Genomic DNA, 23,238 nt, shown 5'->3' on the forward strand with positions numbered 1-23,238 from the left:
CCGTCGGCCCGTCCGTGGGCCCCGCGAGAACCAGAATGACCCTTGAACGACACTGGCTGCTGACTGGCGTGGCCGTCATCGCCGCCCTGGGCCTGGGCTTCGGCGCCGCCCGCCTGATGCCCACCGGCGCCCCGAAAACGCAGGCCCACGCCGAAGAGGAACACGAGGAGGGCGCGGAGGAAGGCTTTGTCGCCCTCGCCCCGGCGAAGGCCGCCGCGTCCGGCGTCACGGTCGTCGGCCTGGAGCGCGGCGGCGGATCGGAACTGATGCTGCCCGGCCGGGTGGAGTTCGCGCCCGGGGCCGAGGCGGTGGTCGATGCGCCCCTGCCGGGCACGGTGCTGCAGGTGCATGTCGGGCCGGGGACGCCGGTGCGGGCGGGGGCGGCCCTGGTCACCCTGCGCAGCCCGGAAGGGGCCGGGGCCCGGGCCGAGGTCGATGCGGCGGTGGCGGGCGACCAGGCCGCCCAGGCCGCCCTGCGACGGGACCAGTCGCTGTTCGAGCGGGGCTATGTCGCCCGCTCGCGGCTGGACATCACCCAGGCCGAGGCCCGCCGCACCGAGGCCCAGCTGCGCGCCGCCCGCGCCCGGCTGGCCGCCTGGGGTTCGCCCGGCGCCGATGGCCGGGTGGTGGTGCGCAGCCCGGTCGCCGGGGTCGTCACCCGGCTGACCACCTCGCCGGGCCAGGTTCTGCACGAAGAGGATCAGGAGGTCGCGGCGGTGGCCGACGCCGGCCGCGTCGAGCTGGTGTTCGAGGGGCCGCCGGCCGCCGCCGCCCTGCTGCGGGTGGGCGGGGCGATCGAGGGACGCACCGGCGATGGCCAGCCGGTCGCCGGCGTCGTCATCGCCATCGCGCCGGTCAACGAACGCGGCGTGGTCACGGTGCGGGCGCGCTCCACCGGGGCCATGCCGCCGGCCGGGGCGGTGCTGTCGGCGCGGCTGAAATCCGGCGGCGGAGGCGGGGCGCTGACCGTGCCCAGCGAAGCGGTGCAGACCGTCGAGGGCCGCAGCTCAGTGTTCGTCGTCGAGGCCACGGGCTTTCGCGCCCGCGCCGTCGTCACTGGCCGCACCGCCGCCGGCCGGACCGAAATCCTCAGCGGCCTGACCGGGGCGGAACGCATCGCCGGCCCCGGCGCCTTCCTGCTCAAGGCCGAACTGGCCAAGGGCGAAGCCGAGCACGGACACTGACCATGCTGGACAGGATCATCGACGCCTCCGTCCGCTTCCGCTGGCTGATCGTGCTGCTGGCCGCCGTCCTCGCCCTGCTGGGCGGGCGCGAGCTCCTGCGGCTGCCGATCGACGCGGTGCCCGACATCACCAACCGCCAGGTGCAGATCACCACCGTCGCCCCGGCCCTGGGGCCCGAGGAGGTCGAGCGCCAGGTCACCTTCCCGCTGGAGACCGCCCTGGCCGGCCTGCCGGGCCTGACCGAGACGCGGTCGCTCTCCCGGCACGGCTTCTCGCAGATCACCGCCGTCTTCACCGACGCCACCGACATCTATTTCGCCCGGGGCCTGGTCAACGAACGGATGCAGGCGGCGCGCGAGGACCTGCCGGCTGGCCTGGCGCCCACGATGGGGCCGGTGGTCACGGGCCTGGGCGAGGTCTTCATCTGGACGCTCGAATTCAAGGGCGCCCCGGCCAAGCCCGGCGCCGCCTACGTCACGCCCGAGGGCGAACGGCTGGTCACGGACGAAGAGAAGGCGACCTATCTGCGCACCGTCCAGGACTGGATCGTCGCCCCGCAGCTGAAGACGGTGAAGGGCGTCGCCGGCATCGATGTGCAGGGCGGCTACGTCAAGGAGTACGCGGTGCATCCCGACCCCGCCCGGCTGGCCGCCTATGGGGTGGGCCTGGTGCAGCTGGTCGAGGCGCTGGAGCACGCCAACCGCATCGCCGGGGCCGGCTACGTCAATCGGGCCGGCGAGGCCTACATCGTGCGGGCCGACGCCCGGGTGAAAACCCTGGAGGAGCTGGCCCAGACGCCGATCCTCAATCGCCAGGGCCAGGTCATCCGCGTCTCCGACCTGGCCAAGGTCGAGACCGGCCGCGCCCCGCGCCTGGGCTCGGCCAGCGCCGACGGTCGTGAGACCGTCGTCGGCACGGCCATGATGCTGCAAGGCGAGAACTCGCGCGAGGTGGCCAAACGGGTCGGCCAGCGGCTGAAGGACATCGCCCCCAGCCTGCCGCCGGACGTCCTCATCCGCCCGGTCCTGGACCGCACCCAGCTGGTCGAGGCCACCATCCGCACGGTCGAGCACAACCTGGCCCTGGGGGCGGCCCTGGTCATCGCCGTGCTGTTCTTCGCGCTGGGCAACGCGCGGGCGGCGGTCATCACCGCCCTGGTCATCCCGCTGTCCTTCCTGTTCGCCGCCTCGGCGATGAACCGGTTCGGGATCAGCGCCAATCTCCTGAGCCTCGGGGCGCTCGACTTCGGGCTTATCGTCGACGGGGCGGTGGTGGTCATCGAGAACACCCTGCGCCGGCTGGCCCAAGCACAGGAGGCGGAGGCGCGCGCCCTCACCCCGGCGCAGCGGCTGTCGATCGCCGCCAGCTCGGCCCGCGAGATGGCCCCGCCGGCCGCCTTCGGCCAGGCCATCATCCTCTTGGTCTACGCCCCGCTGCTGATGTTCGAGGGCGTCGAGGGCAAGATGTTCGGGCCGATGGCGGCGACGGTGATGCTGGCCCTGCTGGGCGCCTTCGTCCTCAGCTTCACCTTCGTGCCGGCGCTGACCGCCCTGTGGGTGCGCGAGCCGAAAGCGGGGCATGGCGAGACCCGCCTGACCCGCGCCGCCACGGCCCGCTATGCGCCGATGCTGGCCTGGGCCATCGCCCGGCCGCGCGCCATCCTCGCCGCCGCCGGGCTGAGCCTGCTGGTCGGGCTGGCCGCCTTCCTGCTGCTGGGCCGGGAGTTCGTGCCGACCTTGGACGAGGGGGATATCCTGGTCCAGGCGATGCGCGTGCCCTCGACCTCGCTCGAACAGAGCCAGGCCATGCAGTTCCGCGTCGAGCGGACCTTGAAGGCGATGCCGGAGGTGGCGCTGGTCTTCACCCGCACCGGCACGGCGGAGGTCGCCACCGACCCGATGCCGCCGTCGATCTCCGACACCTTCGTCATGCTCAAGGATCGCAAGGCATGGCCTGACCCGGACCTGTCGAAAACGCAGCTCGTCGCGCGCATGGAGACGGCGCTCGGCAGACTGCTGGGCAACAATTACGAGTTCACCCAGCCCATCCAGATGCGCTTCAACGAACTGATCGCCGGGGTCCGCTCGGACGTCGCGGTCAAGGTCTATGGCGACGACTTCGCCGCCATGAGCCGCACGGCGCAGCAGGTCGCCGCCGTCCTGCGCGGCATTGACGGGGCGGCCGATGTGCGGGTCGAGCAGATCTCCGGCCAGCCGACCATCACCGCCACGGTCGACCGCACCATCGCGGCCGCGCAGGGGGTGCATGCCAGCGACGCCGCCGACGCCCTGGCCATCGCGCTGGCCGGGCGGGAGGCCGGCCATGTGCTGGAGGGCGACCGCCGGTTCGATGTGGTGGTGCGGCTGGACGAAGACCTGCGCAACGATCCGGCCGTCATGGCCCAGCTGCCGGTCATGGCCGAGGACGCCCCGTCCGGCGCCGCGACCATCCCGCTGTCGGCCGTGGCGCGGTTCGACACAGCCGACGGGCCGGGCCAGATCGGCCGCGAGAACGGCAAGCGCCGCATCGTCGTGCAGGCCAATGTGCGCGGCCGCGACCTGGGAAGCTTCGTCGCCGAGGCCCGGAGCGCCGTGGCCGGGCAGGTGAAGCCGCCGCCCGGCGGCTGGCTCGACTGGGGCGGCCAGTTCGAGAACCTGGAGCGGGCCAGCGCCCGGCTGGGCCTGATCGTGCCGATCGTCTTCGCCACCATCGGCCTCCTGCTCTACCTGGCCCTGCGGTCGATGCGCGACGCGGCCCTGGTCTTCGCCGGCGTGCCCCTGGCCCTGGTCGGCGGGGCCCTGGCCCTGCTGGCGCGAGGCATGCCGCTGTCGATCAGCGCGGCGGTCGGCTTCATCGCCGTCTCCGGCGTGGTGACCCTCAACGGCCTGGTGCTGATGCAGGCGATCCGGCGGCGGCTTGCGGAGGGCTTGGACCCGGCCCAGGCGGCGCTGGAGGGGGCGACGGCCCGGCTGCGCGCCGTGCTGACCACGGCGCTGGTGGCGATCCTCGGCTTCGTGCCCATGGCCTTTGCCTTCGGGCCGGGGGCGGAGGTGCAGAAGCCGCTGGCGACGGTGGTCATCGGCGGCCTGCTGACGGCGACGGCCCTGACCTTGATCGTTCTGCCGACCCTGGCGGCGTGGGGAAGGGCGTCCCCCGAAGCCCCGCTCATCCCGGCGACCCGAAGGGCGGCGCGAAGCGTCAATGCCGGGACCCATCCGCGTGATCTCGATGCCTGAAGAACGGGAGCCGATCAGTTGTCGGAAGTCGAGATAGGTGGCCAATCGGAATCGCCCGCGCTCTGGCAAATGGGTCCCGGCGTTCGCCGGGATGAGCGGACAGAGAACGTGAATCATGTCCGCTTGACACGACACAATGTCCGGTTAAACGTACATCTCAAGTCGAGGGCATGGGCGTGATCCGGATCATCGTGGCGTTGCTGGGCAGTCTGGGGCTCGGCGCGGTTCTGGCCGCGCCTCTGCCCTGGCCCCTGCCGGCGGGCCTGTTTGGGGCCGCCGTCCTCGTGGTCGCGGCCGTGGCCAGCAAGGTGGTCTGGGAGCGGCGCCGGAAGACGGACCTCGACGTCCCCGGCTGGCGCGAGATCGGGGCCTGGCATGCGGTGGTCGGCTGGGGGGTGGTCTGCGGCCAGCTGGCCATGTCGCTGCTGCGCGGCGTCGACCTGCACCTGGGGTCTGGCAACACCCTGGCCATCGACAACTGGACCCTGGGCGCCGCCGCCGTCATCGCCTGGCTGATCATCCGGCCGCGCGACCGCACCCGCGACGAGCGCGACAGCGAGATGGCCAACCTGGGGGCCCGGACCGGCTTCTGGGCCCTGACCGGATCGCTGGCCGTCGCGGCCGTCGGCATGGGTTTCGCGCCCGTCGTGGTGCAGGAGCGGCTGACCCTCTTCGTCATCGGCAACATCCTGATCGTGCTGATCCTGCTGGGCGGGCTGGCCTACGCCACCGCCCAGCTGGTCGGCTACTGGGCGGCGGCGAGGCCGCCCTTCGACGCGGAAGAGGCCGATGGCGAGTAGCCCGATCGGCAACCATCTGCGCCGCCTGCGGTTCGACCACGGCGAGATGACCCAGGAGGCCCTGGCCAGGGCGGTGGGGATCACCCGCCAGACCGTCATTTCGCTGGAAACCGGCCGCTACGCCCCGTCGCTGGAGCTGGCCATGCGGCTGGCCCAGGTGTTCGGGCGCGGGGTGGACGAGGTGTTTTTCTGGAAATCGCCGCCGGCCGGCTGAGCGCTTCCCTTCGAGACGAGGACTTGATCGCCATGCACATCGACAGACGAAGGGCCCTGCTGCTGGGGCTGACGGGAGCCTGCGGCCTGATGGCCGGCGGCGCGGCCGCCCAGACGGGCCCCCGCTTCACCTTCTCGCCCGGCGTGGAGGTGATGCAGGGATCGCCGCTGATCGTGCGGCTGGAGGGGCTGCTGGCCGGGTCGGCTGTGCGGATCACCGCCGAGCGGCGGTTCGGCCGGCCGGCAGGGGTGCACCGGTCCTGGGCCAGCTTCACCGCCGACGCGCGAGGGACCATCGACCTGTCCCGCGCGGCGGCCCGCGAGGGGACCTACGAAGGCGTCGACCGGGCCGGGCTGTTCTGGTCGATGCAGCCCACCGCCGATCCGCTGCCGGCTGACTGGAAGACCGGCGAGGTGCGGCTGAAGGCCGTGGTCGACGGCCAGGCCGTCGCCGAGGGCATGGTTCGGCTGCTCGGTTTCGACCCGCGGGTGATCGAGGAGCCGATCCCCGGCTTTCCGGCCGCCAGCCTCTATCGCCTGCCCGGCGGCAAGCCCCGGCCGGTCATCGTCGTGCTGCACGGGGCCGACGGCGGCACGGGGGCCAGCCTGCGCTATGGCCGCAAGCTGGCGTCGCTGGGCTATGCGGTGGTCGGCCTGCCCTACTATTCCGCCGACTGGGGACCGGCCGGGCCGCCCAAGCAGATCGCCGAGTTGCCCGGCAGCTTCATCGACATCCGCATCGACCAGATCGCCGAGCTGCGCGACTGGCTGAAGACGCGGCCCGAGGTCGACGCCGGCCGCATCGCCCTGTTCGGCGGCTCCAAGGGCGCCGAGTTCGCCCTGATCGCGGCGAGCAAATACCCCTGGCTGACCTCGGTCGTGGCCTTCGCCCCGTCGGACGTGGTCTGGGAGGGCTGGGGCCTGGAGATGCTGCAGGCGGAGGGCACGCGCTCGTCCTTCGCCTTTGCGGGGAAGGCGTTGCCGTTCATGCCCTACAAGGGGTTCGTCGACGGCCTGCTGGCCGGGCCCAAGGCTGACCTGCTGAAAATCCACGAGGACGGCCGCGCCCTGCACCCCGAGCGGGAAGCGGCCGCCCGCATCCGCGTCGAGGATTTCCCGGGCCCGGTGATGCTGGTGGCCGGTGGCGACGACCGCCAGTGGAAGTCGGGCGTGATGGCGCGGAACCTGGAAAAAGTCCGCAAGGCCCGGCGGCTGGACACCACCCTGCTGCTCTACCCCAAGGCCGGACACGACGTCGGCGGCGACGGCTGGACCCCGACGCTTGGCGAGGTGGCGCGCGGCGGCGGCACGGCCCAGGCCAACGCCCGGGCCCAGGCTGACGCCTGGCCGCAGGTGCTGGGGTTCTTGAAGCGGACGCTGAAGCCTTAACTGCTCCCCAAAGCTGTCATCCTCCGGCCGCGTGGCGGACCGGGGGACCCAACTCTCCGCGTGAAGATCGCCAGGGAATCTTTCCGGAGCCGCCATGGGTCCCCCGGTCCGCGCTGCGCGCGGCCGGAGGATGACAGAAAGGTGGTGGACGCGATGGCTGCTACGCCGCCCGCTTGCGCCGCAGCACCGGCTTGTCGTTGGCCGGCGGGGGCAGCATCGGGCCGTGGTTGGTCCAGGCGCCCAGGGTCTCGGCCGGGGCCGGGCGGCCGATGGCGTAGCCCTGCAGTTCGGCGCACTCCTCGCCGCGCAGGAACTCGCGCTGCTCCTCGGTCTCCACCCCTTCGGCGACGACCGGGATGTTGAGGCTGCGGCCCAGGCCCAGCACCGCCTTGACGATGACCGTGGCCCGCTCGTCGCGATGGATGTTCTCGACGAAGCTCTTGTCGACCTTGATCTTGTCGAACGGGAAGGACTGCAGGGTCGACAGCGACGAGAAGCCGGTGCCGAAGTCGTCCATGGCGATGCGGACGCCCAGGCTTTTGAGCCGGCGCAGGTTGTCGAGCGCCCGCTGGTAGTCCTTGAACAGGGCGCTCTCGGTGATCTCCAGCTCCAGCCGGGCCGGCGACAGGCCGGTGGTGATCAGCACCTCATGGACCAGGGTCGGCAGGGCCGGGTTGTTGAGCTGCAGCGGCGACAGGTTGACGGCGATGCGCAGGGGCCGGTCCCAGCTGGCCGCGTCGGCGCAGGCGCGGCGCAGCACCCATTCGCCGAGCGGGCCGATCAGGCCGCATTCCTCGGCGATCGGGATGAAGTCCAGCGGCGGCACCATGCCGCGCACCGGATGCTTCCAGCGCACCAGGGCCTCGAAGCCGCAGACCTCGCCGTCCGAGGCGCGGGCCAGGGGCTGGTAGTGGACGACCAGCTCCTCGTCGGTGATCGCCTGGCGCAGTTCGCGGGCGAGATTCCGGCGCTCGCGGATGGTCTCGTCCATCTCCCGCTTGAAGAAGCGATAGGCCCCGCGGCCGCTTTCCTTGGCCCGGTAGAGGGCCATGTCGGCGTTGGCCAGCAGGGCCTCGGCCGTGCGACCGTCGTCGGGATAGAGGGAGACGCCCAGGCTGGCGCCCATGGCCATCTCCTGGTCGGCATAGCTCATCGACACCTTCAGGGTGTCGAGCAGGCCGCCGGCCAGTTCGGCGGCGGCGGTCGGCTGGTCCTGGTCGGTGATCTGGACGACGACGAACTCGTCGCCGCCGAGGCGGGCGGCGAAGCTGGGGGCCTGCAGGTCGGCGACCAGCCGGCGGGCGGTCTCGACCAGCACCTGGTCGCCGGCCTGGTGGCCGTGCAGGTCGTTGGCTTCCTTGAAGTGGTCCAGATCGATGCAGACCACGGCCAGGGATTCGCCGGAGGCTTCCACGCGATCAAGCGCAGCGGCCAGCTTGAGCTGCAGGGCGTTGCGGTTGGGCAGGCCGGTGAGGCCGTCGTGTTCGGCCAGGTAGCGGATCTTCTCCTCGGCCGAGCGGCGCTCGCGCAGGTCGCGGATGGCCAGCACTTCCAGGCCCGAGGTCTCGGCGCGGGCCCCGTCGTCCATCAGGCGCGAGAGGACCTCGACGGGGATGGCCTTGGCGTCGCCGAGCGGCTGCAGATGCGCCTCGCGGCGCAGTTCGGCCGACTGCAGGGCGTCGTCGAAGCTGAGCAGGCCGCCGATCAGCGGGGTGCCGATCAGGTCTTCCAGCGGCGCGCCGGCCAGTTCGCAGAAGGCGCTGTTGGCGTCGTTGATCGTGCCGTTCTGGATGACCACGATGCCTTCGTAGGCGGCGTTGGCCAGGGTGCGGATGCGTTCCAGGGCCGAACGGTTGGCGCCGGCCTCGATGAGCAGGGCGCCGAGGCCGCCGAGGATGATCAGGCCGGTGATCGAGGCGACCGCGAAGGTCATCATGCCGACGCCCATCAGCGACGGCGGCACGGCCACGCTGGCGTCGGGCACGATGGTGATGGCCGCCATGCCGGTGAAGTGCAGGGCGCAGACGCCCAGGGTCAGGGCGCCGCCGGCGGCGAACTGCTGCCAGAGCTTGCGGCCCTTGCCGACGATGATCAGCGCCGCGGTGGCGCCGATCACGCCGAGCACCGCCGAGGCGGCGATATAGACCGGCTCCCAGGACAGGTGGCCCTGGGTGATGAAGGCCGACATGCCCGAGTAGTGCATGGCGGCGACGCCGAGCCCGACCAGGATGCCGCCGGCCGTCTTGCTGGAGCGTTCGTCGTCGACCAGCAGGGAGGCGTAGAAGCCTGCCGCCATGAAGGCGACCGAGATCATCAGCGAGCCGACGGTCCAGGTGGAAGAGAAGCCGGTCTCAAGACCGGGCTTGTAGGCCAGCATGGCCAGGAAGTGGGTGGCCCAGACGCCCGAGCCGGCGACCAGGGCGGTCAGCAGCAGCCAGGCCCCGCGCACCAGACCCCTGGCGCCGGTCATGCGGGAATAGAGCCTCATCGCCGTCAGTGACGCCGCGAAGCAGACCAGCCCGGCCAGCAAGACAAGCCGGAAGTCGTGCTCGCTGACGAGACACGTGATGACCTTGAACAACGCCCCACCCCTTCAAACGAGGATTATCGGGGCAGTATCAGGGTCAGTTGCAAAAAAAGCGTTTCAGTCTGGGACGGTGCGACGATCGATCCCTCGAAATGAGCAGATCGCGAAACGCCAAACGCCCCTGGTTGCAGAACCAGAGGCGCTCAACGCAATCGGCGGAGATGGAGCCGTTCAGGCCGCTTCGGCGGACCGGCGGGCTTCCTGGCCGGACAGGGCGCGGGCGACGGTGACCACCGCGTTGCGCGACCCGGCGTCCTCGATGGAGGTGTAGGCGTGCAGCAGGTCGATGGCGCCCGGGTAGGCCAGCATGGTCAGCAGGGTCTCGTCGGTCGGGAAACCGCCGGGCTCCTCGCCGACCAGGAAGGCGACGGGGCAGTCGAGCCGCTTGGCGGCGCGGACCAGCATCGAGGCCGAGACGCGGTTGGCGCCGCGCTCGTACTTCTGCACCTGTTGGAAGGTGATGCCGAGCGCTTCGGCCAGGGCCGTCTGGGTCAGGCCGAGGGTCTTGCGGCGCATACGCATCCGGGCGCCGACGGCGACGTCGATGGGATCGGGCGCGGCGTGCTGAGGACGGGGCAAATCGATATCTCCGGTCGTGGTCTCGTCCCTCTGAATGACGAGAAACTTAGGAACGCACCAAGGTCAAGCACACAACCCTGAAATCTGGTTCTCCACCTATGCGGCAGTCAGCGCAAGCGTGGGCGGCTATTGGCCGCAGATTCTAGACCCGATTTGCGCAGGAATTCAAAGTTTTGGCGAGTTTATTCCCGCATTTGGGGAATGGAGGGCCAATTACGCCTGCGGATGAACGGGCGCGGCGGCCGATTCGCCCCTTCGGAGGCCGGTGAGTCGTTACCCGGGATGGGGGAATGGTGGACGCGACAGGGATTGAACCTGTGACCCCTACGATGTCAACGTAGTGCTCTCCCGCTGAGCTACGCGTCCGAACCGGCAGGAAGGCGGGGTCTATAGCGAGGCTTTTCCGGCCGCGCAACAGCCCATCTGCACGACAGTCTCGCGACTCAGGCGGCGGCCATCATCCGGTCGACCTCGGTGACGATCTCGCGCAGGTGGATCGGCTTGGACAGCACCTTGGCGCCGGCCGGGGCGCGCTCGCCCGCCGACAGGGCGACGGCGGCGAAACCGGTGATGAACATGATGCGCAGGCCGGGGTGGCGGGCGGCGGCGTGGCGCGCCACCTCGATGCCGTCCATGCCGGGCATGACGATGTCGGTGAGCAGGAGGTCCCAGTCCTCGTCGAGGCAGCTGGCCGCCTCTTCGCCGTCGGCGCAGGCGCGGACGTCGTAGCCGGCGCGCTCAAGGGCGCGGCTGAGGAAGTTGCGCAGGGAATCGTCGTCTTCGGCCAGCAGAATGCGGGGCATGGAGGTTTTTTGAGACCCTTGCAGAGAACCTTGGTCCCTTAACCTTAAACCCCAACCCGTAAAGGGCGGGTGAACCTCCCGCCTCGGGCGAGCGTCAAATTGAAGCGAAAGCCTTTGACCCGGCGCCGGGCCCGGATGAAATTGCCGCCATGACGCTGACCGATCCGGACCGGAACCTGGAGCCGGCCAGAGCCCTGCCTGGGACCGAGGCCTTCCGCGTCGCGCGGCCGGGGCCTGGCGTCGCCGCCACGCCGCTGATCTTCGCCTCGCCGCATTCGGGACGGATCTATCCGCCGGAGATGCTGGCGGCGGTGGCGGTTGGCGAGGCGCTGGTGCGCCGCTCGGAGGACGCCTTCGTCGACGAACTGATCGCGGCGGCCCCGGTCCTGGGGGCTAGCTGCATCACCGCTGGCTATGGGCGGGCCTACATCGACCTCAACCGCGACCCCTGGGAACTGGACCCGGCGATGTTCGAGGACGAGCTGCCGCCGCATGTCCAGGGCCGCACGGCGCGGGTGGCGGCGGGCCTGGGGGCGATCGCCAAGCTGGCCGGCGAGGGTCAGAAGATCTACGGCCGCAAGCTGCGTTTCGCCGAGGCCCAGGCCCGCATCGACACCGCCCACCGGCCCTATCACGACGCCCTCAGCCAGCTGATCGGCGAGGCCCATGCGGCGCACGGGGTCGCCATCTTGATCGACTGGCACTCCATGCCCTCGGCGGCGGCGAAAACGGTGGTCACCCCGCGCCACGGCAAGGGCTGCGACATGGTGCTGGGCGACCGCTTCGGGGCGGCCTGCGCCCCGGGGCTGACGCGGCTGGTGGAGAAGGAGCTGGAGGCCATGGGCCACCGGGTGGTGCGCAACGCCCCCTACGCCGGCGGCTACACCACCGAATTCTACGGCCGCCCGGCCCGCCGCATCCATGCCCTGCAGATCGAGATCGACCGGGCCCTGTATCTGGATGAGAAGACGCAGGAACCGACCGAGGGGCTGGCGGCGCTGAAGGCCGACGTGGCGCGACTGACGCAGGCGCTGGCGGCGGGCTGGCGGGAGGTTGGCTAGCCCTCCCCGGGGGAGGGGGACGGCGCCACGCTCAGGGCAAGGCCGATCGCCGCAAGGAGGGCGATGGCCCCGCGCATCAGCGGGTTCTCTTCGGGGTGAGCCTGACGACCGGCTCCGGCCGCCAGCCACCCGAGATCATCTCCGGCTTCGGAAGGTAGGATCGAACGACCAGGTAGAACGGCTGGTCTGGCGCGGGCAGCCAGTTGGCGGCGTCGCGGGGCCGTGCGTGCTGGATCTGCAGGTCGATGGATCCATCCCGATTGACCTTCAGGCCGGGCGTCCGGTCGTTGATCAGGTAGCGCCGCAGTTCGTTCGGATAGAGCGCGAACGTCTCAGCCTCATAGAGGGTGACCGACCAGAAGGCGTTGACCGGCGGCGGCTTGAACGAGAGCGCGTAGTCTCCCTTTGAACCGTCGAGCGGCCGGCCTTCGCCGTCGGCGAAAGTGTTGAACGAGAGGTTCTCCTTGTCGACGTTGGCGCCCAGACCCACGTAGTTGATCGTAGCGCGGCTGAGGTAGTTGAACCCGTACCGGGCCTTCTCCACCCGGCTCCAGCCCGTGCCCGTTGGCGTGCCGAGTTGAGCGCGTGAGGCGACGATGACCTTCATCGCGTCGTCGAAGCCTCCCTCCATGCCCGCGCGCGTCTCCGCGTCCAGGCTCGCTGGGTCGAACGGCTCCGGTCCGCCGATCCCGATTGCGCGGAAGCGGTAGACGAGGGCATCCTCCTGGTCGGGGTGGCCGTCGGTCCGCAGCACGTAGTCCAGCACCTTGAGGAACCCAAAGGCCGTGCCGACATCCGGCGGCGGATAGCCGCCGGTCTTGGCCGACGGCGTCAGCGGCGTGATCTTCACGCTGTCCTGGATTCCCCGCGCGACGGCCACCTCCGCCGGAGTCTGCGCGAAGACCCGCATCAGGATCCAGGCGTGCGGCGTCGCCACCCGGAACAGAGTGACGCCAGCGGGCGGCTCCCCTTTCCAGGCCGCCGGCGCGATCAGGTAGCGGCCGGCCTTGGATCCAAAGGTGCGGGTGCCGATGTTGCTGGCGTTGCTGAACATGTCGAGGAAGTTCAGCGTGAAGTACTTCAGCGGCACGTCCGGCGTTTCGATGAGGACGGGCCCGGCCGTCAGGTCGAGCCAGGCGTTGGAATAGAGCGTGTCGGAATTGGGCGTCTTGAACGCCCTGTAGTCGGGTCCGGCGAGGTCACGATCGTGGGCGAACCGGTTGAAGCCCACGTAGCGGGGACCGCCGGGGTCTACCGCCTGGGCGAACATCTCCCGATACTGGTAGACGCTGGGCAGGCCGTAGATGACCGCCTGCGTGGCCAGCGCGCGGGCGAGGTTGGTCCGCGCCGCTGGGTCCTTGGGCAGGACGTCCCCGCCAGGCGTCGGGTCGAACTGGTCGACGGCCTGCAGCGAGTAGCTGGGCGCCGACTGCGCCGGGTATGGGCGCTCCGCGGCAAGGGGGGCGCTGGCGAGCACCACAGGGAAGACTGCGACGGCGGCCCATTGAACGTTCATGGTGGGTTGCTCACTTGAAACCTAACGGTTTCAATAAGCCCACAGGTCGGGATTCCGCAAGATCATCATGATAAATACTCGCATGGACGAGGGCGCCCAGCGCGGCAGGCCAGGGATGTGCGGATGGTCGCCGAAACCTTTCACGATCTGGGACTGCCGCTGGCTTGGGAGCGGACCCCTTCCGTCAGCGGCTTCGCCGCCGCCACCTTCCCCGAGGGGGAAAGGACCAAAAAAAACGGCCGAGCCCGAGGGCCCGGCCAGTTCATTAGGGAGGAAACGCCCAGGAAGGGCAGAGGCGGCAAGGCCGCCTCACGAATTGAAAGTAGGTTGCGGCGCACAAAACAGCAAGGGCAAAAAGTGCGCCTCAGCGAAGTTTTTCTGGATCACACCTCAGAAAACACCGGTAACGTAAGGTGATATCGTGCCGAAGTTGTCATATTGCGGTGCACAATAATCGGGCCGGGCCTGCCCCAATTCACCAATCCGTGAATAAATACAAGCGTTTGAACCCGCCTCAGGCTGGGCACACAAGGTTCACCCGCGACCTCGTCGGCCCGGGGTGGCTTTGTGCGCCGCACTCGCGTACAAGCGCGCGCCTTCGCGGCCCAACGCTCCTCCCCCGATAAAGTTTGACCATGTCCCTGCGCAACATCGCCATTATCGCCCACGTCGACCATGGCAAGACGACCCTCGTCGACCAGCTGCTCGCCCAGTCCGGCATCTTCCGAGCCAACGAGGCGCAGACCGAGCGCGCCATGGACTCGAACGACCAGGAGCGCGAGCGCGGCATCACCATCCTGGCCAAGTGCACCAGCGTGCTGTGGCATGGCGAGGCGGGCGACACCCGCATCAACATCATCGACACCCCCGGACACGCCGACTTCGGCGGCGAGGTGGAGCGGATCCTCGGCATGGTCGACGGCTGCGTCCTGCTGGTCGACGCCGAAGAGGGTGTCATGCCGCAGACCAAGTTCGTGCTTGGCAAGGCCCTGAAGATGGGCCTGCGTCCGATCCTCTGCCTCAACAAGGTCGACCGGCCGCACGCCGATCCCGACCGCGTGCTGAACGACGCCTTCGACCTCTTCGCCGCCATCGGCGCCACCGACGAGCAGCTCGACTTCCCGCACATCTATGCGTCCGGCAAGAACGGCTGGGCGACGATGGATCTCGACAAGCCCAACGACAACCTGGGCCCGCTGTTCGACCTGATCGTCCGCCACGTGCCCGAGCCCAAGGCCGTCGCCCGCAAGGACGAGCCCTTCCAGATCCTGTCGGTGCTGATCGAAAGCGACCCCTTCCTGGGCCGCCTGCTGACCGGCCGCATCGAGAGCGGCAAGGCCGTTCCCGGCATGGCCATCCACGCCCTGTCGCGCGACGGCAAGGAAATCGAGCGCGGCCGCATCACCAAGGTGCTGGCCTTCCGCGGCCTCAAGCGCCAGCCGGTCGACGACGCCGAAGCCGGCGACATCGTCGCCATCGCCGGCCTCTCCAAGGCCACCGTCGCCGACACCCTCTGCGCCATCGACGTCACCGACGCCCTGCCCGCCCAGCCGATCGATCCGCCGACCATCTCCATGACCGTCTCGGTCAACGACAGCCCGCTGGCCGGCCGCGAAGGCGACAAGGTGCAGAGCCGGGTCATCCGCGACCGCCTGATGAAGGAGCTGGAGCAGAACGTCGCCATTCGGGTCACCGAAACCAGCGAGAAGGACGCCTTCGAAGTCGCCGGCCGCGGCGAACTGCAGCTGGGCGTGCTGATCGAAAGCATGCGCCGCGAAGGCTTCGAACTGTCGATCAGCCGTCCGCGCGTGGTCTTCCAGACCGACGAGGAAACCGGTGAGCGGCTGGAGCCCATCGAAGACGTCATGATCGACGTCGACGACGAGTTCAGCGGCATCGTCATCGAGAAGCTGTCGGCCCGCAAAGCCGAGTTGAAGGACATGGGCCCGTCCGGCGCCGGCAAGACCCGCCTGACGCTGAAGAGCCCGTCGCGCTCGCTGATCGGCTACCAGGGCGAGTTCCTGACCGACACCCGCGGCACCGGCGTTCTGAACCGCGTGTTCAGCCACTATGAGAGCTACAAGGGCGCCATCGAGGGTGGCCGCAAGGGCGTGCTGGTTTCCAACTCCGACGGCGAGACTCAGGCCTATGCCCTGTGGAACCTGGAAGAGCGCGGCACCATGTTCGTCGGCGGCAACGAGAAGACCTACCAGGGCATGATCATCGGCGAGAACAGCCGCATGGACGACCTGGACGTCAACCCGATGAAGGCCAAGCAGCTGACCAACGTCCGGGCCAGCGGCAAGGACGAATCGATCCGCCTGACCCCGCCGCGCCGCATGACCCTCGAACAGGCCATCGCCTACATCGACGAGGACGAGCTGGTCGAGGTGACCCCGAAGAACATCCGCCTGCGCAAGAAGGTGCTGAACCCCAGCTTCCGCAAGCGGCGTGTGAAGGACGAGTAGCGAAGTTCCTCCCCCATCGGGGGAGGGGGACCATCGCGCAGCGATGGTGGAGGGGGTCCCCACCGGCGGGTCAGCCTGAACAGGTTTACCCGCCGACCTGGGATGTGACCCCCTCAGTCAGCCGCTGCGCGGCCGACAGCTCCCCCGGAGGGGGAGCAACTGGCTGGCGCTTGCGCACCGCCATCGACTCCTCCTCATGGTCCTGCAGCTCACCGCGCAGCTGCGCCACGGTCGGCCCCTCCGTCAGCCGCCGCTCATGCACGAGCCAGCGCCAGATCTCGTGGAACCAGACCCGCCGGCCCATGCGGTAGTACCAGCGGGTCGCGTGCCTGATCTTCGCGTCCCGGCGCCAGATCAGCCGCATCAGGGCCTTGGGCCGCGCCTGGGCGACGATCTCCACGAACTTCACCCACAGCAGCACCCGCCAGGCCGGCATGCGGGTCATCTCCAGCACCTGGTGCTTGTAGTCCCACAGGGTCGGATCGGGCTGGATCACCCGGCGGTCCTCGGCGAGGCGGTAGTAGGGCGTCCAGCGGTGCGGCGTCACATAGAGGGCCTGGATCTGGTCGGGGTCATAGGCGATCAGCTGTTTCAGGCCGCGCCAGAAGTCGGCGTCGGTCTGGTCGTCGAAGCCGGCGACCCAGGTGGCCATCGACAGGATGTTGTGCCGGCGCAGAAGCCGGATCGCCTCGCGGTCGGCGCTGACGCTGCCGCCCTTCTTGATCAGCTTGAGGGTCGCCTCGTCGGTGTTCTCCATCCCCATCAGGAAGCGCTCGAACCCGGCCTGTTTGTAGAGATGCAGGAAATCGGCGTCGCGGACGATGTCGTCGGCCCGGGTCGAGCCGACCAGGGTGACCTTGATCCCGGTGGCGATCACCGCCTCCAGGAAAGCCTTCCAGGGCTTGCGACCGGCGCTGGGGTTCTCGTCGGCGAAGTTGAACACCTCCACCCCGTGCTCGCGGTGCAGCCAGGCCATCTCGGCCGCCAGCTTGACCGGGTCGCGGTGGCGCCAGCGGGTCCAGAAGCCCCGCTGGCCGCAGTAGTTGCACAGGTGCGGACAGCCCCGTGAGAACTGGATGACCACCGCCCGCTTGCCTCCCCAGTAGCTGTAGCGGGCGTGGTCGATCAGCTCCCAGCCGATGCGCCAGGCGTCCATGTCGGCGAGGGTTTCGGCCGGCCGGGTGGCGTGGGGGCGGCCATCGCGGCGGAAGGCCAGGCCGGGGAGGTGTTCGAAGCCGGTCCCGTCGCGAATGGCGGCGAACAGCCGGCGGGCGGTTTCCTCGCCCTCGCCGCGGACGATGACATCGACCTGGGGCTCGGCGCCGAGGATGTCGCGCCAGTGGTAGGTCGGATGCACGCCGCCGTAGACGATCAGCGCCGCCGGATGCCTGGCCCGCACCCCGGCGGCGACCTGGGCGATGATCGGCTGGGCCGAGGACGAGCCGGAATGGCCAAACAGCACCGCGTCCGGCCGGCGGCGCACGGCCTCGGCGATCAGCGCCTCCAGCGACATGGGCCCGAGCTCGCCGTCGATCAGCTCGACCGCATGGCCGTCGTCTATCAGGCTGCCGCCGACATAGAGCAGGCCCAGCGGCGGCAGCTGTTCCTTGGGAATCCGACTGCCGATGGCCGGGTGCGGAATGTTTATCAGCAGGATGCGCATGCGGGTCCCTCAAGGCGAGGCGACCCTGGGCCGGCCGTGTTCAGGCGCGGGCCGGCGTCCGTGCAGAGGCGGTGAGGATCGCGCGGAGGCTCACTTCAGCTTGGTCGCCGCCGCCAGTTCCGCCGCCGCCTGGGCCGGCGACTGCTTGGCCTTGTCGCGGTCGACGGCATAGTTGGCTTTGCGCATCGCCTCGACCGGGATGGCCCCGATCATCGGCGCCAGCGCCTCGATCAGCCGTCTGTCCTTGGCCCGCTTGGGCGAGATCAGCACCACGGCGTCGTAGGACGGCACCGCCCCCTTGGGATCGCCCAGCACCACCAGGTCCTGCGCCGCGATCCGCCCGTCGCTGGAGAAGGCCGAGATGACGTCGGCCTCGCCGCTGGCCAGGGCGCGGTACATGAAGGTTGGGTTGAACGACTTCTCCTTGCCGAAGTGGAGGCCATAAGCGGTCTCGATCGCCGCCCACTCCGGCCGCGACAGGAATTCCAGATCGCCGCCAAGCGTCAGGGCCGGCGCCTGGGCGGTCAGGTCGGCGATGGTCTCGACGCCCAGCGAGTTCGCCAGCTTGCGGTCCATGGCCAGGGCATAGGCGTTCTCGAAGCCGAGCGAGCCGAGAACGACGACATGCTTCTCCTTGGCCATCCAGGCGGTCAGCTGCGCCATCAGCTGCGCGCGCGGCGGGGTGTCCTTGCGGCCCATGACGTTGGTCCACAGGGTGCCGCTGTAGTCGACGTAGACGTCGATCTCACCGGCCTCCAGGGCCCGGAAGGCGACGGCGGAGCCGAGGCCGTCGCGGTGGGCGGCCTGGGCCCCGGCGGCGGTCAGCCGGGTCCCGATCAGGTCGGCCAGGATGTACTGCTCGGAGAAGTTCTTGGCCCCGATCACGTAGGTGGGTTTGGTCGCGTGCAGCAGGTTGGGAACGGCGGCGGCCGCGACGCCGGCCAGCAGCAGCACGGCGCCGGCGATGACCGGCAGGGCCTTGCGCAGGCGCACGCCGCGTTCGACCAGGGCCAGCAGGCCGTCGACGGCCAGGGCCAGGGCGGCGCTGGCCGCGCAGCCGAACAGCACGAAGACCCAGTTCTCGGTCTGCAGGCCGGAGAAGATGTAGTTGCCCAGGCTGGTCTGGCCGACCGGCGTCGACAGGGTGGCCGCTCCGATGGTCCAGACGGCGGCGGTGCGCACCCCGGCCATGATCACCGGCGCGGCCAGCGGCGCCTCGACCTGGAACAGCTTCTGGCCGGCCGTCATGCCGACCCCGTCGGCCGCCTCGCGCACGGCCGGATCGACCCCGGTCAGGCCGGCGACGGCGTTCCGCAGGATCGGCAGCATCGAATAGAGGGTCAGGGCCAGCAGGGCCGGCAGGAAGCCCAGCGCCTGCAGTCGCCAGCCGAAGGCATCCTGCGTAAACGCCGAGAGGGCCAGCAGCAGGGGGTAGAACAGGGCCAGCAGGGCCAGGCCCGGAATGGTCTGCACCAGGCCGGCGAAGGTCAGGGCCGGCCAGCGGACCAGGGGGCTGCGGGCGGCCAGCACGGCCAGCGGCAGGCTGATGACCAGGCCCAGGCCCAGGGCGGCGGCGCTGAGCAGCACATGATGTGACAGATAATCGGGCAGCAGGGCCCAGGCGGCGTCGGTCTGCTCGCTCATGCCCCTGCTCCCATCAGGGCCGAGAGGGTGCGGGCCTGACGGGCCGGCGTGTCGATCAGGGCGGCGACGGCGGGGTCGGCATGACCGGCCAGCAGCTCCCGCGGGCTGGCGTCGGCCAGCAGCCTGCCGCCGGCCATGACCAGGATACGGTCGGCCAGCAGCAGGGCCTCCTGCACGTCGTGGGTGACCATCAGGGTGGTGAGGGCCAGCCTGTCATGCAGGTCGCGCGCGGCGCGGCCGAGGGCCTCGCGGGTGATCGGATCGAGCGCCCCGAACGGCTCGTCCATCAGCAGGATGGCCGGCCGCGCGGCCAGGGCCCGGGCCACCCCGACCCGCTGGCGCTCGCCGCCGGACAGCTGGTCCGGCAGGCGGGCGGCGTAGGCCTGGGGCAGGTCGACGAGGCCCAGAAGTTCGGCGACGCGGGCGGCGATGTCAGGCCCGGGCCATTTGAGCAGGCGCGGGGTGATGGCGATGTTCTCACCGACCGTCAGGTGCGGAAACAGCCCGACGCCCTGGAAGACATAGCCGATCCGCCGGCGCAGCTGGACGGGATCCTGGTCGGCGACGTCGGCGCCTTCGACCAGGACCTGGCCGGACGAGGGCTCGGCCAGGCGGTTGACCATCTTGGTCAGGGTGGTCTTGCCCGAACCGGAGGCGCCGACCACGGCGACGAACTGGCCGGCGGGGATGTCGAGGCTCACCCCGTCGACGGCGGCCTGGCCGGCGTAGAGCTTGGAGACGTCCTGGAACTGGATGAGCGGCGCGGCCATGGCGGCAGGGTATAGCGACGGGCGGCTTTGCATAGAGGGCGGCAGGCAGAGGGATTTTTCGCTCTCCGCCCTCTGGGCGGAGGACGGTTCGGAGCGTGAGCGACGGACCAGGAGGCGGGCCCGCCGGCGGTGGGGATTGGTGTGTTCCCTTTCACGCTGGCGGCGGCGGTCGCCCTTCGCGACCGCCGGTGGAAGTCCCGCCCCGGTTTCGCTCGCTTGCAGCGCTCGCGAAGGCCACCCCGCCCCAAGGCGGGGAGCGGACCCTCGCGAACCCCGCTAGTGTCAGCGCATGACCGCCCTCTCCTCCCCGGCCACCGCCCGCAACAAAGACGCCATCCTCGACGTCCTGCGCCAGCATCTGCCCGCAACCGGCCTGGTCCTGGAGATCGCCTCCGGAGCCGGCGAGCACGCGCTGCACATGGCGACCCACCTGCCGGGCCTGACCTGGCAACCGAGCGATCCCGACCCGCAGGCCCTGGCCAGCATCGCCGCCTGGCGCGAACAGGAGGGACCGCCCAACCTGCTGGCCCCGCTCGAACTGGACGCCAGCCGGCCCGACACCTGGCCGGTCCAGGCGGCCGACGCCATCGTCTGCATCAACATGATCCACATCTCGCCCTGGACGGCGACGCAGGGCCTGTTCGCCGGCGCCGGGCGCCTGCTGCCGGCCCACGGCGTCCTCTTCACCTACGGCCCCTACCTGGAGGACGCCGTCGAAACCGCGCCCTCGAACCTCGCCTTCGACGCCAGCCTCAAGAGCCGCAACCCGGCCTGGGGCATCCGCCGCCGCGAGGACCTGGAAGCCCTGGCCGCCACCCACGGCCTGGCCCTCGAAACTCGCGTCGCCATGCCGGCCAACAATCTCAGCCTGGTCTTCCGCCGGTTGGCGAACATGAACGGCAGATGACCATCGCCGTTCAGACTAGGCTCAAGCGGCGCCCCTCATAAGGTCTCCAACGTCGGGGCCACGGATGGTCCGAGCCACCCGCCGGGGAGATTTGAGACCATGAAGAAGTTCCTGATCGCCGCCGTCGCGCTGTCGGTCCTGGGTTCCGCCGGCGCCGCCGCGGCCCAGCCCTACAGCGGTGGTGGTTACGAGCGCCGCGACGAACGTCGTGACGACCGCTACGACCGCCGCGACGAGCGCCGGGATGACCGTTACGAGAGCCGCGATGACCGTCGCGACGACCGCTACGACCGCCGGGACGACCGCCGCGAGAGCCGCTGGGAACGTCGCGCCGAGCGCCGCTACCACAACGGCCGCTACAACGCCCCGCGCGGCTACCAGGCGCACCGTCGCTGGTCGCGTGGCCAGTACCTGCCGCCGGCCTACCGCGATCGCGGCTACTACGTCGACTACCGCGCCTACCGCCTGCCCCCGCCCCCGCGCGGCTACGGCTACTACCGTCACGGCGACGACGTCATCCTGACGGCCATCGCCACGGGCCTGATCGCCTCGGTGGTGTTCAACCTGTTCGACTAGTTCAAGTCGATGCGTAAAGACGCCCCCGGAGAGCCATCTCCGGGGGCGTTTTACGTTTCGGCCCGATCTCTAGGGTAGGGGCCGCGCCATCCAGACGTCGCAGCGCTGATAGGGTGTCTCCTGCCGGGGCAGGTCGGCGAAGCCCATGGCGCGGTAGAGGCCGATCGCCGGCCCCAGGGCCGAATTGGTTTCCAGATAGAGCCGCCGCGCTCCCATCGCCGCCGCCCCGTCGATACAGGCCTGCATCAGGGCCCGGCCAAGACCCGTGCCGCGCGCCGCCTCATCGACGGTCATCTTGATGACTTCGAAGCCGCCGCCATGCTCGGCCGGCACCACCTTCAGGCCGACGCAGCCGATCGGCCGCCCGGCCTCGTCCTCGGCCATGAAGATGCGGCCGCCGGCCTCCAGCACCTTGCCGACCGGATCGTCCAGCACCTCCAGGTCGCTGGGCTCCAGGGCGAAGTGGCGGGTGATCCAGGCCTCGTTGAGGGATTTCCAGGCGGCGGCGTGACGGGGTTCGAAATCGACGATGCGCATGGCATGAAGCATGGGCGCCGTCCGCGCCGCTTGCAAGATTTGGAGCGCCCCCGTGGTCCATCCCGTCTACGCCGACCTGCCGACCACCATCTTCGAGGTGATGAGCGGCCTGGCGCGCGACACCGGCGCCATCAACCTCGGCCAGGGGTTTCCCGACGAGCCCGGCCCGCTGGCCGTGCGGGAGAAGGCGGCCTGGGAGGCGGTGCACGGCTACAACCAGTATCCGCCGATGCGGGGGCTGGCTGAGCTGCGCGAGGCGGCGGCGCGGCATTATGCGAAATTCCAGGGGCTCGACCTCGACGGCCTGACCGAGGTCACCGTCACCTCGGGCGCGACCGAGGCGCTGGCGGCGGCCTTCCTGTCGCTGATCTCGCCGGGCGACGAGGTGGTGCTGTTCCAGCCGCTGTACGACGCCTACCTGCCGATGGTGCGGCGCTGCGGCGGCATTCCGAAGCTGGCGACCTTGCAGCCGCCCCACTTCCGCATCGACCGGGCCATGCTGGAGACGGTGTTCAGTTCCCGGACCAAGCTGGTGGTGCTCAACAACCCGGTCAATCCGGCCGCCACCCTGTGGGCCGACGAGGATTTGGCCCTGCTGGCCGAATTCTGCGTCGCCCACGACGCCATCGCCATCTGCGACGAGGTCTGGGAGCAGATCGCCTTCGACGGCCGGGTGTTCAGGCCGCTGATGGCCTTCCCCGGCATGCGCCAGCGGACGGTGAAGATCGGTTCGGCCGGCAAGATGTTCGCCATGACCGGCTGGAAGGTCGGCTTCCTCTGCGCCGCCCCGCCGCTGATGAAGGCCCTGGCCGGGGCGCATCAGTTCCTGACCTTCACGACACCGCCCAACCTGCAGGCGGCCGTGGCCTGGGGGTTGGACAACAGTCCGGACTGGTTCGCGACCATGCCGCTGGACCTGCAGCGGTCGCGCGACCGGCTGGCCGACGGGCTGGCGGCGGGCGGGTATAAGGTGCTGCCGGCGGCGGGCACCTATTTCCTCAATGTCGATCTGGCCGCTTCAGGCATCGATGAGCCGGACGCTGAGTTCTGCCTGCGGGCCGTGAAGGAATACGGCATCGCGGCGATCCCGATCTCGGCCTTCTATGAGACCGACGCCCCAACCCACCTCATCCGCCTGTGCTTCGCCAAGCGCGACGAGACGCTGGATGCAGGGATCGAGCGGCTTGCGCGGGCGCTAAACCCATAACTCCGATTACCCCGACGAAAGTCGGGGCCCAGCTGGCAGGATGCAAAAAGGGCCGGCGCTGATCAGAGCCGGCCCTTCATTGACTGTGGACACTGGGT

Annotated in this window: 19 protein-coding genes and 1 tRNA gene; 11 read left to right on the plus strand and 9 right to left on the minus strand. The window is 70.0% G+C overall.

Going from position 1 to position 23,238, the window contains the following annotated elements; all coding sequences use genetic code 11:
* Positions 1–35: 35 nt before the first annotated feature.
* The 5 genes from AC1RSK_RS11755 (at position 36) to AC1RSK_RS11775 (ending at position 6,822) form a co-directional block, all read left to right on the plus strand.
* Entirely contained in the window at positions 36–1,184 is a 1,149-nt protein-coding gene (locus AC1RSK_RS11755; RefSeq protein ID WP_492907726.1) for an efflux RND transporter periplasmic adaptor subunit, read from the plus strand.
* Positions 1,185–1,186: 2 nt separating this feature from the next.
* A complete protein-coding gene (locus AC1RSK_RS11760; protein WP_492907727.1) occupies positions 1,187–4,420 on the plus strand; it encodes an efflux RND transporter permease subunit in 3,234 nt (1,077 codons plus the stop codon).
* A gap of 176 nt (positions 4,421–4,596) precedes the next feature.
* Positions 4,597–5,220, plus strand: a complete 624-nt coding sequence (locus AC1RSK_RS11765; protein WP_492907728.1) for a hypothetical protein — start codon at positions 4,597–4,599, stop codon at positions 5,218–5,220.
* On the plus strand, positions 5,210–5,434 hold the full coding sequence (locus tag AC1RSK_RS11770; protein WP_492907729.1) for a helix-turn-helix transcriptional regulator: 225 nt from the start codon (positions 5,210–5,212) through the stop codon (positions 5,432–5,434). Before AC1RSK_RS11765 ends, AC1RSK_RS11770 begins: the two co-directional genes overlap by 11 nt.
* A 32-nt stretch (positions 5,435–5,466) precedes the next feature.
* Positions 5,467–6,822, plus strand: a complete 1,356-nt coding sequence (locus AC1RSK_RS11775; protein ID WP_492907730.1) for an acyl-CoA thioester hydrolase/BAAT C-terminal domain-containing protein — start codon at positions 5,467–5,469, stop codon at positions 6,820–6,822.
* Positions 6,823–6,982: 160 nt separating this feature from the next.
* Here AC1RSK_RS11775 and AC1RSK_RS11780 read toward each other — a convergent pair whose 3' ends face one another.
* The 4 genes from AC1RSK_RS11780 to cpdR all read right to left on the minus strand — a co-directional run bounded on the left by AC1RSK_RS11780 (position 6,983) and on the right by cpdR (position 10,791).
* On the minus strand, positions 6,983–9,403 hold the full coding sequence (locus AC1RSK_RS11780; RefSeq protein WP_492907731.1) for a putative bifunctional diguanylate cyclase/phosphodiesterase: 2,421 nt from the start codon (positions 9,401–9,403) through the stop codon (positions 6,983–6,985).
* Positions 9,404–9,580: 177 nt separating this feature from the next.
* A complete protein-coding gene (locus AC1RSK_RS11785) occupies positions 9,581–9,988 on the minus strand; it encodes a helix-turn-helix domain-containing protein (RefSeq protein WP_487297025.1) in 408 nt (135 codons plus the stop codon).
* A gap of 291 nt (positions 9,989–10,279) precedes the next feature.
* A tRNA-Val gene (locus AC1RSK_RS11790) sits at positions 10,280–10,354 on the minus strand.
* Positions 10,355–10,431: 77 nt separating this feature from the next.
* Positions 10,432–10,791 carry a cell cycle two-component system response regulator CpdR gene (gene cpdR, locus AC1RSK_RS11795; RefSeq protein ID WP_492907732.1) on the minus strand — a complete coding sequence of 120 codons (360 nt, stop codon included), beginning with the start codon at positions 10,789–10,791 and terminating at the stop codon, positions 10,432–10,434.
* A gap of 149 nt (positions 10,792–10,940) precedes the next feature.
* On the opposite strand from cpdR, the gene AC1RSK_RS11800 reads away from it, so the two are divergent.
* Positions 10,941–11,852 carry an N-formylglutamate amidohydrolase gene (locus AC1RSK_RS11800; protein WP_492907733.1) on the plus strand — a complete coding sequence of 304 codons (912 nt, stop codon included), beginning with the start codon at positions 10,941–10,943 and terminating at the stop codon, positions 11,850–11,852.
* A 76-nt stretch (positions 11,853–11,928) separates the two neighbouring features.
* Here AC1RSK_RS11800 and AC1RSK_RS11805 read toward each other — a convergent pair whose 3' ends face one another.
* On the minus strand, positions 11,929–13,368 hold the full coding sequence (locus tag AC1RSK_RS11805) for a DUF1254 domain-containing protein (protein ID WP_492907734.1): 1,440 nt from the start codon (positions 13,366–13,368) through the stop codon (positions 11,929–11,931).
* Between the two features lie 123 nt (positions 13,369–13,491).
* Between AC1RSK_RS11805 and AC1RSK_RS11810 the strand changes: the two genes are divergently transcribed.
* A complete protein-coding gene (locus AC1RSK_RS11810; RefSeq protein ID WP_492907735.1) occupies positions 13,492–13,785 on the plus strand; it encodes a hypothetical protein in 294 nt (97 codons plus the stop codon).
* Positions 13,786–14,003: 218 nt separating this feature from the next.
* A complete protein-coding gene (typA, locus tag AC1RSK_RS11815; RefSeq protein WP_492907736.1) occupies positions 14,004–15,836 on the plus strand; it encodes a translational GTPase TypA in 1,833 nt (610 codons plus the stop codon).
* An 85-nt stretch (positions 15,837–15,921) separates the two neighbouring features.
* On the opposite strand, the gene bchE is transcribed toward typA, so the two are convergent.
* From bchE to AC1RSK_RS11830, 3 genes are all read right to left on the minus strand, one after another.
* Entirely contained in the window at positions 15,922–17,499 is a 1,578-nt protein-coding gene (bchE, locus tag AC1RSK_RS11820) for a magnesium-protoporphyrin IX monomethyl ester anaerobic oxidative cyclase (protein ID WP_492907737.1), read from the minus strand.
* Between the two features lie 90 nt (positions 17,500–17,589).
* Positions 17,590–19,143, minus strand: coding sequence for a glycine betaine ABC transporter substrate-binding protein (locus AC1RSK_RS11825; RefSeq protein ID WP_492907738.1), 1,554 nt, complete (start codon positions 19,141–19,143; stop codon positions 17,590–17,592).
* Entirely contained in the window at positions 19,140–19,913 is a 774-nt protein-coding gene (locus AC1RSK_RS11830) for an ATP-binding cassette domain-containing protein (protein WP_492907739.1), read from the minus strand. The genes AC1RSK_RS11825 and AC1RSK_RS11830 overlap by 4 nt, the downstream gene beginning before the upstream one ends.
* A gap of 289 nt (positions 19,914–20,202) precedes the next feature.
* Here AC1RSK_RS11830 and AC1RSK_RS11835 point away from each other — a divergent pair, with 289 nt between their 5' ends.
* Both AC1RSK_RS11835 and AC1RSK_RS11840 read left to right on the plus strand, forming a co-directional pair.
* Positions 20,203–20,820 (plus strand): DUF938 domain-containing protein, encoded by a 618-nt coding sequence (locus tag AC1RSK_RS11835; protein ID WP_492907740.1) that lies wholly within the window; start codon positions 20,203–20,205, stop codon positions 20,818–20,820.
* A 99-nt stretch (positions 20,821–20,919) separates the two neighbouring features.
* Entirely contained in the window at positions 20,920–21,396 is a 477-nt protein-coding gene (locus AC1RSK_RS11840; RefSeq protein ID WP_492907741.1) for an RcnB family protein, read from the plus strand.
* Between the two features lie 69 nt (positions 21,397–21,465).
* On the opposite strand, the gene AC1RSK_RS11845 is transcribed toward AC1RSK_RS11840, so the two are convergent.
* Positions 21,466–21,945, minus strand: coding sequence for a GNAT family N-acetyltransferase (locus AC1RSK_RS11845; RefSeq protein WP_492907742.1), 480 nt, complete (start codon positions 21,943–21,945; stop codon positions 21,466–21,468).
* Positions 21,946–21,985: 40 nt separating this feature from the next.
* On the opposite strand from AC1RSK_RS11845, the gene AC1RSK_RS11850 reads away from it, so the two are divergent.
* Positions 21,986–23,140 (plus strand): aminotransferase, encoded by a 1,155-nt coding sequence (locus AC1RSK_RS11850; protein ID WP_492907743.1) that lies wholly within the window; start codon positions 21,986–21,988, stop codon positions 23,138–23,140.
* Positions 23,141–23,238 lie beyond the last annotated feature (98 nt).

Source organism: Caulobacter sp. GW821-FHT11A05, assembly GCF_058809015.1.